Annotated in this window: 12 protein-coding genes; 2 read left to right on the plus strand and 10 right to left on the minus strand. The window is 53.4% G+C overall.

Translation table 11 applies throughout. The features are described 5' to 3' along the window. The first annotated feature begins 104 nt into the window (after nucleotides 1-104). Nucleotides 105-872, plus strand: coding sequence for a triose-phosphate isomerase (tpiA, locus tag QQZ17_RS07920; protein WP_046493417.1), 768 nt, complete (start codon nucleotides 105-107; stop codon nucleotides 870-872). A gap of 44 nt (nucleotides 873-916) precedes the next feature. Here tpiA and QQZ17_RS07925 read toward each other — a convergent pair whose 3' ends face one another. From QQZ17_RS07925 to fieF, 10 genes are all read right to left on the minus strand, one after another. After that, a complete protein-coding gene (locus QQZ17_RS07925; protein ID WP_152401216.1) occupies nucleotides 917-2389 on the minus strand; it encodes a DASS family sodium-coupled anion symporter in 1473 nt (490 codons plus the stop codon). 112 nt (nucleotides 2390-2501) lie between these two features. Next, complete coding sequence (locus QQZ17_RS07930; protein ID WP_152401214.1) at nucleotides 2502-3806, minus strand: SLC13 family permease; 1305 nt, start codon at nucleotides 3804-3806, stop codon at nucleotides 2502-2504. A gap of 85 nt (nucleotides 3807-3891) precedes the next feature. Continuing rightward, nucleotides 3892-4614, minus strand: a complete 723-nt coding sequence (locus QQZ17_RS07935; RefSeq protein WP_152401212.1) for a GntR family transcriptional regulator — start codon at nucleotides 4612-4614, stop codon at nucleotides 3892-3894. Between the two features lie 62 nt (nucleotides 4615-4676). Continuing rightward, a complete protein-coding gene (locus QQZ17_RS07940; protein ID WP_152401209.1) occupies nucleotides 4677-5717 on the minus strand; it encodes an ADP-ribosylglycohydrolase family protein in 1041 nt (346 codons plus the stop codon). A gap of 18 nt (nucleotides 5718-5735) precedes the next feature. Beyond that, nucleotides 5736-6686 (minus strand): aminoimidazole riboside kinase, encoded by a 951-nt coding sequence (locus QQZ17_RS07945; RefSeq protein WP_152401207.1) that lies wholly within the window; start codon nucleotides 6684-6686, stop codon nucleotides 5736-5738. A gap of 10 nt (nucleotides 6687-6696) precedes the next feature. Next, a complete protein-coding gene (locus tag QQZ17_RS07950) occupies nucleotides 6697-8031 on the minus strand; it encodes an MFS transporter (RefSeq protein ID WP_152401205.1) in 1335 nt (444 codons plus the stop codon). Nucleotides 8032-8297: 266 nt separating this feature from the next. Further along, nucleotides 8298-9053, minus strand: coding sequence for a CDP-diacylglycerol diphosphatase (locus QQZ17_RS07955; RefSeq protein ID WP_152401203.1), 756 nt, complete (start codon nucleotides 9051-9053; stop codon nucleotides 8298-8300). 103 nt (nucleotides 9054-9156) lie between these two features. Next, the gene (sbp, locus tag QQZ17_RS07960; RefSeq protein WP_152401201.1) at nucleotides 9157-10146 is read right to left on the minus strand and encodes a sulfate/thiosulfate ABC transporter substrate-binding protein Sbp; all 990 of its coding nucleotides are present in this window, start codon (nucleotides 10144-10146) and stop codon (nucleotides 9157-9159) included. 203 nt (nucleotides 10147-10349) lie between these two features. Next, nucleotides 10350-11312 (minus strand): 6-phosphofructokinase, encoded by a 963-nt coding sequence (pfkA, locus tag QQZ17_RS07965; RefSeq protein ID WP_152401199.1) that lies wholly within the window; start codon nucleotides 11310-11312, stop codon nucleotides 10350-10352. A 184-nt stretch (nucleotides 11313-11496) separates the two neighbouring features. After that, a complete protein-coding gene (gene fieF / locus QQZ17_RS07970) occupies nucleotides 11497-12399 on the minus strand; it encodes a CDF family cation-efflux transporter FieF (RefSeq protein WP_152401196.1) in 903 nt (300 codons plus the stop codon). Nucleotides 12400-12489: 90 nt separating this feature from the next. Between fieF and QQZ17_RS07975 the strand changes: the two genes are divergently transcribed. Next, the gene (locus tag QQZ17_RS07975; RefSeq protein WP_152401194.1) at nucleotides 12490-13623 is read left to right on the plus strand and encodes an acyltransferase family protein; all 1134 of its coding nucleotides are present in this window, start codon (nucleotides 12490-12492) and stop codon (nucleotides 13621-13623) included. Nucleotides 13624-13733 lie beyond the last annotated feature (110 nt).

Consider the following 13733-nt stretch of genomic DNA (forward strand, 5'->3'; position numbering starts at 1 on the left):
AGCAAAGCCTTTCCGGGGAGTGATCTCTATACTGTTTCACAGACCATGCTGCCCTGAGGGGCGGCCATCTTCCTTAATTCGCTGACAAAGCGTGGAGAATAGAAATGCGACATCCTTTAGTGATGGGTAACTGGAAACTGAACGGCAGCCGCCACATGGTAAACGAACTGATTGCTAACCTGCGTACAGAGCTGGCTGGCGTCGCAGGCTGCGCGGTAGCGATCGCGCCGCCGGAAATGTACATCGACCTGGCAAAACACGCTGCGGCCGGTAGCCACATCCTCCTGGGCGCACAGAACGTTGACCTGAACCTGTCCGGCGCATTTACCGGTGAAACAAGCGCTGAAATGCTGAAAGACATCGGCGCGCAGTACATCATCATCGGCCACTCTGAGCGTCGTACTTACCACAAAGAGTCTGACGAACTGATCGCGAAAAAATTCGCCGTGCTGAAAGAGCAGGGTCTGACGCCGGTTCTGTGCATCGGTGAAACCGAAGCTGAAAACGAAGCGGGCAAAACAGAAGAAGTGTGCGCACGTCAGATCGACGCCGTTCTGAAAACCCAGGGTGCTGCGGCATTCGAAGGCGTCGTTATCGCTTACGAACCCGTTTGGGCGATCGGCACTGGCAAATCCGCAACGCCAGCGCAGGCACAGGCTGTTCACAAATTCATCCGTGACCACATTGCCAAAGCAGACGCGAAAATTGCTGAGCAGGTCATCATCCAGTACGGCGGTTCCGTAAACGCAGCCAATGCGGCAGAACTGTTCACTCAGCCGGACATCGACGGCGCGCTGGTTGGCGGTGCTTCCCTGAAAGCTGATGCTTTCGCGGTGATCGTGAAAGCGGCTGAAGCAGCAAAACAGGCTTAAGTTGTGTAGCCGGGGGGAACCTCTCCCCCCGGCTTATCTCCGTATTACCAGTATCCCAGCCAGTGCCACCAGAAAGCCCCGGTTACCGCCCAGATAGTCAGGTTCACCACACTCATCACCAGCCCCGTCTTCCACCATTCCGCCAGCGTGGCGTAGCCAGAGCCAAAAATAATCGGCGCGGTACCCGTGCCATAGTGGGTGAGCGACATCATCAGCGAGGAGGAGAAACCGAGCATCAGCCCCAGCAGAGCCGGTGGTGCGCCCAGACCTAACCCCGCGATGAAGAAGGCGGAGAACATGGCCGTGATATGCGCCGTGGTGCTGGCGAAAAAGTAGTGAGAATAGACGTAAAGCAGGATCAACAGCAGCGTCGCGATACTCCAGTGAACGCCAAGATGATTGATTGCCGTCCCCACACTCGTCGCCAGCCAGCCGACCAGTCCCAGTTTACTGAGGAAATCCGCCATCATCACCAGCGCGGCAAACCAGACAATGGTATCCCAGGCACCGCGACACTTAAGGATATCCTCCCAGTTTAAGACCCCCGTCACCAACAGAATCGATAAGCCGATCAGCGCCGCGCTAGTGGGGTTCACGGTCCAGCCGCTGCCCATGATCATCGCAGGAACGCCAGCCCACAGACAGAGCAGCAAAATGAATACCGCCAGCGTGATTTTCTCTGCCAGCGACAGCGGGCCGAGAAGATCCAGCTTTTGCCGGGCGAACTGCGGCGCGTTAGGCGTGCGGGTAATGGCGGGTGGATAGAGCCACCAGATGACGATGGGCATCACCAGCAGCGAGACCACCGCCGGAAGGAGCGCCGCAATGGCCCACATCCCCCAGGTCATAGTCAGTACCCCGTCCGTCCCCTGAGTCAAAAAGGTGACAATGAGAGGGTTAGGAGCGGTTGCGGTGATGAACATCGCCGAACTGATGGGGTTAATGTTGTAATTCACCAGCGCCAGATAGCGACCCGTTGAGCCATTTTCACTGTTGCCAGGCTGCGACCCGAGGCTGTCGGCGATGGCCCGCATTACCGGGTGGATAATACCGCCACCGCGCGCCGTGTTGCTTGGGGTGACGGGGGCAATCAGCGTTTCTGCGAGCGTTAATGCCCACGCGATACCTAAGGTTCGCTTACCAAACAACGCAATAAATCCGTAGCCGATGCGCGCGCCGAGTCCTGTTTTTAGCAGGCTTTGCGACAGCATGATCGATAAACCAATCAGCCAGATCAGTTGGTTGGAAAAACCGCTCAGCGCATCGTTAAGCGCCGCAGCTGGCTTACCGGGATTCGTCACACCGGTCATCGCCACCAGCATGATAGCCACAACGGCAATCGCCCCAATGGGCATGGCTTTACCGATAATGGCCGCAATAGTGCCGATAAACAGTGCCAGCAGATGCCACGCCTGTGGCGTCACGTCCGCAGGACATGGGATGATAAACCAGATAGTCAGTGTGATAACAATCGAGATAATGGCGGGCCAGCAGCGAATAGGGGTCAATCTGTCCATGGATCAATCCTTGAGTATCCTGCGCATAAGTATGCGTTTCGATATTAACCGTCATTCGTGCCGGTAAAACTCACCGCCCTCTCACAAAACCAAAATTATCAGGTAATTAACACTACAATTTGCCTAATAGATTAAACCACGCATAGTCCAGTGGCAGCAGGACCAGATACGTCGCCACCGCCAGCACCAGGCACAGCAACATCCCGGCTCTCGCCGGCACTCTTCCCAGCGCCATCGCCACCACAATAGGCGATGCCTGATACGGCAACAGCGGCGTTGAGTAGCCCAGCACCTGAATCATAATCACCGACAGCAGTGGGAATTGCGTTGCCTCAGAAAAGCTCTGCGCCAGGGTGGTATACAGCGCCGGAACGCCGTTAGCGGTCATGATAAAGTTAAGTGCGGTGGTGATGCCGGTCAGGGCGAGAAAACTGGTGAACGGTTTCTCCGGGTCCAGCGGCATCACGTGCAGCAGCGCCTCACCGACCGCATCGCCAATGCCGGTTTGCGTCACCACGCTCGCCAGTCCAAGAATACCGGCAACATAAATGCAGGTGCGGATGTTAACCCCCGTGGAAAACTCCTCTCCGTTGATAAACCCGACGCGCGGTAACAGGGTGATGACCGCCGCCGCCAGTCCAGTCCATGCCGGGCCAATGCCATGCCAGCTTTCGCTGACCCACATCACCAGCACCACTGCCAGCATCCAGGCCAGTCGTTTTTCGTCGCGGCTCATCGGTTCCGGCGGCGTGAGTTCACGCGGCGCATGGGGTTTCCCGGGGAACAGCCCGCAGATCAGCGCAATCAACAACCCGCCTTTCAGCCAGCCTAATACCGGCGTATGCAGCAGCAGGTAAGGCAAATAGTTCAGGTGAATACCGTACGACCCTTCCGCCGCCCCGCTCATCACAAGGTTCGGTACGTTGGCAGGCAGAATAGTGGCGGAGAGCTGGAAGGTGCCAAAGCCCACGGCAAGCGCCAGTCCATACCACGCGCGAGTGCCATCGAGGATCCCGGCACGTTTCGCCATCGCGGCAACGACGGGCATTAGCAGCGCGATTCGTCCCATATTGGAGGGCATCACAAACGCCAGCGCATAGCTCAGCAGTACCACGCTTGAGACCATCAGCGGCCAGGATTCCGTTAGCCGTGAGGACAGCGCTCTTGCCGCCCTGTCTGCCAGTCCGGTTTTGCGGATCGCCACGCCCAGCACGAAGCCGCTGAATACCAGCCAGAACGCCGACGAGGCAAAACCGCCAAAGATGACGTCCGGTGGGGCGATTTTCGCCACCATCGCCACGGTGAAAAACAGCAGCGCGGTGATAAATTCCGGCAATAGCGAGGTCGCCCAGAGCAGGATGGTGACCACCACCACCAGCGAGGGCAGAAACAGAGGGTGTGAAAACCAGAGCGACATGCCTGTCTCCTGTTGTTTTTTTCAACAAGAATACGGGGGCATCTCCCTTCTGTAAACGCGCGTCTTCCCCTAAAAAAGCAGAGGGTTAGTGATAATGGATTTCGCCAAAGTAGTCAGACAGCACATAGTAGCGGCAATACTCAAAGGGGTGCTCTTCCCCCGCCATAAATGTCTGGCGCGCCACGGAAAGGAGCGGTTTGTTCTCAGCAATCTGTAGCTTCTCGCAGAGATCGGGACTGGGCAGAATGGCATCGACCTTTTCGATGGCCGAGTCGCTTTTGACATTCAACAGGTGATAAAGCGAGGTATGGGCCAGTTCATCCGCCGTCAGCGTTAACCCCGGGAAGAAGGAGAGATCGAGATAAATTTTCTCGTGGTTAAACGGGCGATTATTCAGGTATCGCACCCGAGAAATATAGAGATAGTGATGATGGGTCGGCAGGCTTAAACCATCTTCCTGCGCGTCGCGCGCCCGGCGTGTGGCGATCTCCAGAATGCGGTTCTCAACCGCCACGCTGGCATCACGCAGATCGCTGGTGATCCCGCGAAAGGTATGGCCATAGCTGACGCCTTCCGGCACCGCGCTCACCACAGAACCGCTTCCGCGCTGGGAGGTAATCACACCGGCGTTGATTAACTCACTCCACGCCTGCTTCACGACGATCAGCGACACGTTGTAGGTTTGCGCGATCGCTTTTTGCGTAGGCAACTGACTCCCCAGCGGCAGGGTGCCGTTCTGGATCTGCTGGCAGATGATATAAAACAACTGCTTATACAGCGGAGTGAAACTCGTTTTATCAACCTGCAAGCCATTTACCTCGAAAGTCTGCCAGTCGGGGACGGTTGTCGCCGCCCCCGCAGGGCAGCGCACTACCCTTTAATCTGTCTGGCGAGTTCAGCCAAATCGAAATGATTCATACGATTAACGGTAGTTAAATAGTCGGCAGGAAAAGCATCAGCACCGTGCCAGGCGCCGGAGAGTGCCCCAACCATGGTGGCGACGGTATCGGTGTCATTGCCGATATTAACGGCGGAAATAATAGCATCAACGGCAGAATTCGGACAACATGCGAACAAACCAAACGCCGCCGGAACGGCTTCGCTGACGTGCAGCCCGGAACCAATGATATCGGCGATGTCGACAATCGCCGTCTCCCAATGGGCGTGGCGTTTGCCGATCGCCACCGCCAGTTCGATACGACGCCCCACCGACGGCCCGGCGACCATCATCGCGCCCTGTTCTGCCGCCAGCGCATAGCCCCGGTCGGCACCGTAAATCCCGGCCGCAATGATGCTTTCCGCACTCGCCACAGGCTGTAGCGCTTCGCTGGTCGCCGCCGCCATCGCCGCAGCACCAGACATTGCCAGCACGTTGTTGTGGGTAAAACGGCAGATATCCAGCGCAGTCTGAATCGCTTTTTCAATATCGCCAGGATGCAATACGGCGGCAGGCCAAATCTTCATTGCCGCGCCGTTGGTGGCTTCCGCATTGCCTTTGTTGATAATCTGTACCGACTGCTTCTCCCCTTCCAGTTCCCCCTGCAGGGACGCACGGTTATCGTTAAAAATGGCTTTCATCGCGGCCCGGGTTGTTGGCCCGGTAAAATTGGCATAATACGGATAGGCCAGCCAGCGCTGAAAGGCTTCACGCATCGCCTCATCGCTCACCTGACGATGATGCTGTAACAGGGCGTCCATGATGTACTTCGCCTGAATAAAGTCATCGGTACACATTCCGGCCTCATTACAGCGACCAAACGTATCGGCGGGCGGTTTCTCAAAACCGGTCACCCAACCACCAAAGTATTCGCGAATCTGTTGCTGAGTGCGCACTTCGGTCGCCGCGCCCATCGCGTCCGCCGCAGCGGCACCAATCAGGCAGCCCAGTATTTTGTTAATTTCAACGTGCATGAATGACTCCTTAACGGTTTAGCATAATTTTTCCAGCGGATGACTGACGCGAAAGGCAGCGAGCTGTTCCGGGTAGGGCAGCGCGGTCATTGCCCCTTTTGCCGTGACCACCATCGCGCCACAGGCGTTGGCCGTGCCAATCGCCTGAGCAAGCAGGCGGCTATCCCAGTTAGCGGCCTGTGAAAGGGTATAGAGCAGCCCACCAACAAAGGCATCGCCTGCCCCGGTGGTGTCCACCACGGAAATTTTCGCAGTCGGGAACGCGCATTCGCCCTCTGGCGTCACCAGATACGCGCCCGCATCGCCCAGTGAGATAACGGTGGTATCGCAGCCGAGTTCACGCATCAGATAACGTGCGTCCTGCCAGCGCTCGACCTTACCCAGCCAACACAACTCATCGGCAGAGACCTTGCAGATAGAGGCCAGCGCAATGGACTGTGCGAGTAAGGGGGCGATTTCATGACGATCCCGCCACATGCTGACGCGCAGGTTGACGTCGAACATAACGTGCCCGCCCGCCGCCTTCATGCGTCTGGCACCTTCCAGACACGCCTCGCGCGCCGGACTGTCGGTCAGGCCAATCGAGCTGAAGTAAAACCACTCGTTAGCGCTGAAGGCCGGTAAATCCTGCACGGAGACAAAGGTGTCCGCGCCGGGATGCACCAGATAGGTAAAACTGCGTTCACCTTCTGGCGTCAGATTAACGACCAGCACCGCGCTGGTTTGCTGCGGGTCGAGGCGTAGCGAACTCACGTCCACTCCGTTGTCTGCCAGCGTCTGACGAAGGAAATGCCCGGCATCATCCTCTCCAAGGCAGCCGATAAATCCGCAGTCGCCTCCCAGTCGTGCGACGCAAACGGCGACGTTAGCCGATGCCCCGCCCGGACATTTCAGGTAAGAGTCCGTTCTTTCCGGCACCAGATCCACGGACGCATCGCCAATCACCCAGACTTTATTGAGATGATTCATTTGCTCCTCCTCACGCCTGACGCTGTGCCAGTTCACGCTGGATATCGCGGTAATAATCGTTGTTGATCAGATACTTTTTCATCACGACGCCAACCACCAGATGGAAGATGGCGGGGATGAGCGTCATCATCAGTGCAATTCCTGCCAGCGAACTCGCGCTCTGTTGGACATCCGCCTGGTAGCCGAAGTGGCTCAGCAGGAAGCCGAGGACGCCGCCGGCAATCCCCATGCCGAATTTCTGAAAGAACAGAATGCCGCCAAAAGCCAGTCCGGAGACGCGCAGCCCGGTTTTCTTCTCGCCGTAATCGACCGCCTCCGCGATGGAAGACCAGAACACCGGCATTTGCATGTCGCAGAAGAAGTTGATGAGAAAGTAAAAGATAAAGGCGAGGATCAGGTTTTGCTGCCCGACGCAGAAGTACATGGCGATACTCAGCACGAAGGTCATCAGTTGGGTGTAGCGGAACATTTTTATTTTGTCCCAGAACTTGGTCACCCATGTGGTCGCAATCATCGCCAGAATAGATGCCACAACGCCGACGGTCAGGAACGGTGAAATCATGCTGTCACCACCATTCAGATAATATTTGGCGTAATAGGCGGCAACCGAACCACGGATCACGTAGCCGCACATCAGCAACATAATCACCACGCCCAGAATCAGCCACTGGTCGTTGCGCAGCAGATTGGCGAACTGCTGTTTTACCGACAGTGACGGCAGTTCAGGCTCGCTGCGTTCGCGGGTGGTCATAAAGCAGAAGATAAACAGCACTGCGCCCATCGCGCCCATCAACCCCATAGAGAGCTGATAACCCAGCGCTTTATTGCCCTGCCCCAGCCAGACTGCCAGCATGGGAACCACAATCGTCACCAGAAACGCGGCGATTTTAGTCATCACAAAACGATACCCGTTGGCGCTCAACCGCTCGCCCGGATCGTCCGTGATGACGCCAATCAGAGAGATATAAGGGATGGTGATCGCCGTATAGACCAGCGTCATCAGGATGTAAGTAAAATAGGCCCACGCCAGCTTCGCCGTATACGCCATATCCGGCGTGATAAACATCAGATAGACGGCGAAACCAAACGGAATGGCAAACCATAACAACCACGGACGATATCGCCCCCAGCGGGTCGAGACTTTATCGGTCAGCATTCCCATTGCCGGATCGATAATGGCATCGATCATCCGCACAACCACCAGCAGCACACCCACATCTGCTGCACGTAAACCGTAAATATCGGTGTAGAAATATGCCAGCAGTAGCTGCATGGCAATAATCACTACGTTGATCGCCATATCCCCGGCGCCGAAACCTATTTTTTCCACGATAGACAATTTCATATCGGTATTCCTTTTGCGCCGTTGGGCACAAGAATGTCGAAAAAAGGATGACGTAACTACGTGAAATAAAAGCTTTTATGATTAACGCATGATCCGGGCAGTCAGGGTCAGGCGTTATGAGGGAGTGTAATGGAATCACAAAAGATATAAAGGTATACCTTTATATCTTTTGATCGATTTCACATTAATTTAACCAACGATACATCATCGCTGGCCTGAAGTGAGAGGTTGTGCAAAAAAACGCCGACAGCCTAGTGGGACCGCGTTCAGGGTTGGGTGAGCAGTGAGCAGTCGTGATCCTGGATTTCTTCCGCCGACGCCCGGTTAAACGTCAGCCAGTTGCGCTGTGTCGCCAACAGAACAAAAGCGTCATCGCTTTGGCGCGCCAACGCCAACGCGTAGCTCCCCATCCGCTCGCGCGCCTCCGGCACCTCTTCTGCCAGCATCATAAACGGACTGCGCTGCGCCAGTTCGCTTTCCGTCACGCGACGGGCAAGATATTCGTGTCCGCGCAGTCCGCCCGGCAGCGGCAACCAGCGGGTGCTGATTTTGGCCTGATTAGCGTCCAGTTGTGCTCTGACATCAGGACGCAGGCAGGAGATATGGATGTGGAAATGATTTTGCGTCCGTCCGCTGCGTGAATTAATTGCCAGCGAAACGACGCTGTCCGGAATATCCTGACCATACGTCTTGCTCATAAAGTCGCGAGATTGCCAGGCCAGCCAGAAAAAATTCGGCGTGAATTGTTCCACCAGTAGCGGACTCTCGGTGCCGTTAATGCGGTAAGTCGGCATCAGCAGATATTGCAGCGGGCCATTGCGGTCTTTGAAGACCACGTATCCGGCACCGGGCTTCACTTCGGCGCATGGCGCAGGGTTTTGATGCTGCAACTGATTGGGCAGACATTGCTCAAGGACAATCTTACGCAACGCATCCGGGTTTCCGGCCAGCTTCCAGTAGCCAAAACCGGCTGCCGCAACAATAACGACAGCGGCCAGTAGCCCATAGCCAGTTTTTTTCATAACGCGTTCCCTGTATCTCAACGACCTGCAAGAGTAACGCAAAATCATGACAAATAAAAAAAGCCCGGCGGCAAATGCCCCGGGCCTCTTCTGCGATCCGCGCTTAACGCTTGCTGATCTGATCGAACGTTCCGCCGTTCGAGAAATGTTCTTTCTGCGCTTTCGTCCAGCCGCCGAACACCTCATCAATGGTGAAGAGCTTCAGTTTCGGAAACGCATTTTCGTATTTCTTCGCCACTTCTGCATCGCGCGGACGGTAGTAGTTTTTCGCCGCGATCTCCTGACCTTCCGGTGAGTAGAGATACTTCAGGTAGGCTTCCGCCACGGCCTGGGTACCTTTCTTCTCGGTCACTTTATCCACGACGGAGACCGTTGGCTCAGCCAGAATGGATTCGCTCGGCGTCACGATTTCGAACTTATCTTTGCCCAGTTCATTGGTCGCCAGCAGCGCTTCGTTCTCCCAGGCGATCAGCACGTCGCCGATGCCGCGTTCCACGAAGGTATTGGTGGAGCCGCGCGCGCCGGAGTCCAGCACTTCAACGTTTTTAAACAGCGCCTTCACGAAATCCTGGGCTTTCGCCTGATCGCCGTTGTTATGGTGCAGCGCATAGCCCCACGCCGCCAGGTAGTTCCAGCGAGCGCCGCCGGAACTTTTCGGGTTAGGGGTGATCACAGAGACGCCAGGTTTAACCAGATCGTTCCAGTCATGAATTTGCTTCGGGTTGCCTTTGCGAACCAGGAACACAATGGTGGAGGTATAAGGCGCAGAGTTGTCAGGCAGGCGTTTGATCCAGTTTTTATCAATACGACCGCGCTCGGCAATCGCATCAACATCATAGGCCAGCGCCAGCGTCACCACATCCGCTTCGATACCGTTAATCACCGAGGTGGCCTGTTTGCCCGACCCGCCGTGCGACTGACGAATCACCACGTTATCGCCCGTCTCTTGCTTCCAGTGTGCGCTAAACGCTTTGTTGTACTGCTCGTACAGCTCACGCGTTGGATCGTAAGACACGTTCAGTAATTGAATATCCTTTGCCAGAACGCCGCTGGATGCCAGCAGCAAAGTTAACCCCACGCCCCATTTGTTCATCGCCCAACTCTCTTATGTTGTGTTGTGATGAGCAAAGCGTGCCAGAAAGAAATCCAAACATTAAAGAATAAAAAAAGATTGGCTATAACTTGAGGGAATATATGAAGGGCTTATGCCGGATGGCGACTGACGCCTTATCCGGCCTACACGTCTTTGCGATCTGTAGGCCGGATAAGCGTAGTGCCATCAGGCGCAGAGAAGAATCAGTACAGTTTCTTCGCGCAATCCAGCCAGTCACCTTTGAACGGACGCTGCATGTTTTCGATAGCGTCGATGATGTCATGGTGAACCAGTTTTTCGTTCTGAATACCGACGCAACGACCACCGTGACCTTCCAGCAGCAGTTCAATGGCGTAAGAACCCATACGGGAAGCCAGGATGCGGTCGTAAGGCACCGGAGAACCGCCGCGCTGGATGTGGCCCAGTACGGTCGCACGGGTTTCACGGCCCGTCTCTTTCTCGATGTAATGCGCCAGTTCGTCTACGTCGCACATGTGCTCAGTGATCGCCACGATAGCGTGCTTCTTGCCCTTCGCGATGCCCGCTTTGATTTCATTGACCAGATCGTCCCGGCTGAATTCCACTTCCGGTACCACAACGAACTCACAACCACCCGCAATCGCCGCTGCCAGAGTCAGGTCGCCACAGTAACGGCCCATCACTTCAACGATAGAAATACGCTGGTGAGAAGATGAGGTATCGCGCAGACGGTCAATCGCTTCAACCACGGTGCCCAGCGCCGTAAAGTAACCAATGGTGTAGTCGGTGCCTTTGATATCGTTATCGATGGTGCCAGGCAAACCGATGCACGGGAAGCCCATTTCAGTCAGGCGTTTTGCACCCATGTAAGAACCGTCACCGCCGATCACCACCAGCGCGTCGATACCGCGTTTTTTCAGGTTTTCGATAGCCACGGCGCGGACGTTTTCGTCACGGAACTCCGGGAAGCGTGCGGAACCCAGGAAGGTACCACCGCGGTTAATCATGTCGGACACGCTGTAACGGTCAAGCTGCACCATACGGTCTTCGTACAGACCCAGGTAGCCATCATAAACACCCATGACTTCCAGTCCTTCCGTCAGTGCTGCGCGCACCACACCACGGATTGCTGCGTTCATGCCCGGCGCATCACCGCCGCTTGTCAACACACCGATTTTCTTAATCATGACTACCTCTGAACTTTGGAATGCAAAATGAAGTCTGTTGCCGGAAGTCGATCCTGCATAGCGAGACGATCCAACGAATATGCAAATAGTATAACAATCACTTCCTGCTGAATTGATTCAGGTCAGGCCAAATGGCGGTAATTTATACACAAAATGCGGGCCTGGCTCTCTTTTTTACGCTCACTTACGAAAGCTCAAACCTTTTGCCTTCCCTGGGGACGACAGAACACGGGTCCTGATGGATAATGACATCGGATCCCGGAAAACGCCGTAAAATCGCCTGCTCTACCTGTTCAGCCACAACATGCGCCTGAACGAGCGGCAGATTATCTTCCATTTCCAAATGAATCTGAATAAAGCGGGTCGGCCCTGACTGCCGCGTACGGAGATCGTGAGCACCACTGACGCCGGGCCATGATTTCACGATTTCAAAAATTTCCTGACGTTCTTCATCGGGTAATGCACGATCCAGTAACGACTGCACTGCATCATAGCCCATGCGTAATGCACTATATAAAATATAGATGCCAATCCCCAATGCAAACAACGCGTCCGCACGATGCCAGCCGTACCAGGCCAGACCGAGCGCCACGAGAATAGCACCGTTCATCATAACATCAGACTGATAATGAAGCATATCTGCCCGCACCGCCTGACTTTGCGTCCGTTTCACCACCCAGCGCTGAAACGAGACCAGCACTACAGTACATATCAGGGCGATAATGGTAACCACAACCCCCACGCCAGGATCGTTCATCGGGGTAGGTGAAATCAGATGCTGAATACCGGTTAAAAACAAAAACAGCGCCGAACCGGAAATAAACATACTTTGCGCCAGCGCGGCCAGGGATTCCGCCTTGCCGTGACCAAAGGTATGTTCATCATCCGCTGGCTGCAGCGAATAGCGCACCACTAACAGGTTAGTGAGCGACGCGGCGATATCCACCAGCGAGTCGACCAGTGCCGCCAGAATACTCACCGACCCGGTGTACCACCACGCAAAAATTTTGATCAAAAGTAACAGCGACGCCATCACTGTCGCGGCAATGGCCGCCCGACTGACTAACCGCCCATAGGATTGATTCATAAACACTCCTGCCATCTCATGCCGGTAGTATAACGGATGGTGTAAGTGATTGGTGATTGGTGATTCACTTGACATTTAAAAAATGATAATATGTCGAAAAATATTATTGAAAACAATAAAATGTCTTATTTAATTGAGTACGCTACTTACATCAGCTTATTAGTATTAACCATCTTCATCACATCCAAGTTGCTTGGAATTACACCAGCAAAACATAAATTTGCCGCTCTCGACGGATTACGAGGAATCTGTGCAGCACTCGTTGCAATATTTCATTTATACTGGAGGGCGGGAGGAGAATTCGACAATTACTGGTCCCTTGATTATATTACGGCAAGCAATATTAAGCGAATTATTTTTCTCACAGGTGAACTTTCAGTCGGTATCTTTTTTATACTTTCGGCCTTTCTTTTTTTTCGCAAAGCATTAGCCCCAACATTTAATGTTAAAGAATTTTTCATTTCCCGTTGTTTAAGAATTTACCCTCCAGTTATTGTGACGTTATTATTGATTTATTTAATAACGTTAATAATGAACCCATTACACCATACGCCAATAACGAGTTGGTTAGTCCCGTCGCTGCCATTTATCTTTGATGCACCCGGAGCTAACATCAACGGCATATCGTTGCAGATAGCGACTTCAGGCGTCTTCTGGACATTAGTCTGGGAGCTACGCCTCTACATTGCTATTCCTTTTTTATATCTAATAATGAAAAAGATAGAATACAAAAAAATATTTATTATTTTTTTAATGGTTCTTGTCCTGAGTTATAAATACTTCATCAACCAGGAACAATTCCTTAGCTATTTAATGTATTTTTTGACTGGATTCCTTATCGCAACAATCAAGAGCAACAAACGACCATCGGATGTAGTTTGTTTACTCTTATTATTCGTCGCATTATTTTTCACAAAACATGCTTATAATACAACAACACCACTCTACATGTTTATCATATTCTACACAATTAAGAGCGGTTGTGACTACTTTGGTCTATTGACTTCACTGCCAGTTACTATGTTAGGAACCTGTAGTTTTTCTCTCTATTTAGTACATGGTATTACTCAAACCGTGTCTAAACACTATTTATACAGCGCTGGGAATTATCTATGGCAGGCATGTGCAATTATTGCATCAGGGATTATTGCACCAGTCATGTACAAATATGTTGAGAGTCGCTTCATCGCTCATAAGCCACAACAACGGGAACTCGCATCTTGAATATCATCTCTAAGTTGCATGCAACACATAAAATGGTTTCCTGCCGATGAGAATGAGGGAATAAATCCTGCATCAGATAAAATAACGAATTGAAAAATAAAGAGTTACGT

The organism is Citrobacter sp. T1.2D-1 (assembly GCF_950098555.1).
Classification (GTDB): domain Bacteria; phylum Pseudomonadota; class Gammaproteobacteria; order Enterobacterales; family Enterobacteriaceae; genus Citrobacter_A; species Citrobacter_A telavivensis.

Bases quoted from the DNA above. Each gene is read 5' to 3' on its own strand.
- tpiA (WP_046493417.1), top strand. From the start codon at position 105: ATGCGACATCCTTTAGTGATGGGTAACTGGAAACTGAACGGCAGCCGC.
- QQZ17_RS07975 (WP_152401194.1), top strand. From the start codon at position 12,490: ATGTCGAAAAATATTATTGAAAACAATAAAATGTCTTATTTAATTGAG.
- QQZ17_RS07945 (WP_152401207.1), bottom strand. From the start codon at position 6,686: ATGAATCATCTCAATAAAGTCTGGGTGATTGGCGATGCGTCCGTGGAT.
- QQZ17_RS07940 (WP_152401209.1), bottom strand. From the start codon at position 5,717: ATGCACGTTGAAATTAACAAAATACTGGGCTGCCTGATTGGTGCCGCT.
- pfkA (WP_152401199.1), bottom strand. From the start codon at position 11,312: ATGATTAAGAAAATCGGTGTGTTGACAAGCGGCGGTGATGCGCCGGGC.
- fieF (WP_152401196.1), bottom strand. From the start codon at position 12,399: ATGAATCAATCCTATGGGCGGTTAGTCAGTCGGGCGGCCATTGCCGCG.
- sbp (WP_152401201.1), bottom strand. From the start codon at position 10,146: ATGAACAAATGGGGCGTGGGGTTAACTTTGCTGCTGGCATCCAGCGGC.
- QQZ17_RS07930 (WP_152401214.1), bottom strand. From the start codon at position 3,806: ATGTCGCTCTGGTTTTCACACCCTCTGTTTCTGCCCTCGCTGGTGGTG.
- QQZ17_RS07950 (WP_152401205.1), bottom strand. From the start codon at position 8,031: ATGAAATTGTCTATCGTGGAAAAAATAGGTTTCGGCGCCGGGGATATG.
- QQZ17_RS07925 (WP_152401216.1), bottom strand. From the start codon at position 2,389: ATGGACAGATTGACCCCTATTCGCTGCTGGCCCGCCATTATCTCGATT.
- QQZ17_RS07955 (WP_152401203.1), bottom strand. From the start codon at position 9,053: ATGAAAAAAACTGGCTATGGGCTACTGGCCGCTGTCGTTATTGTTGCG.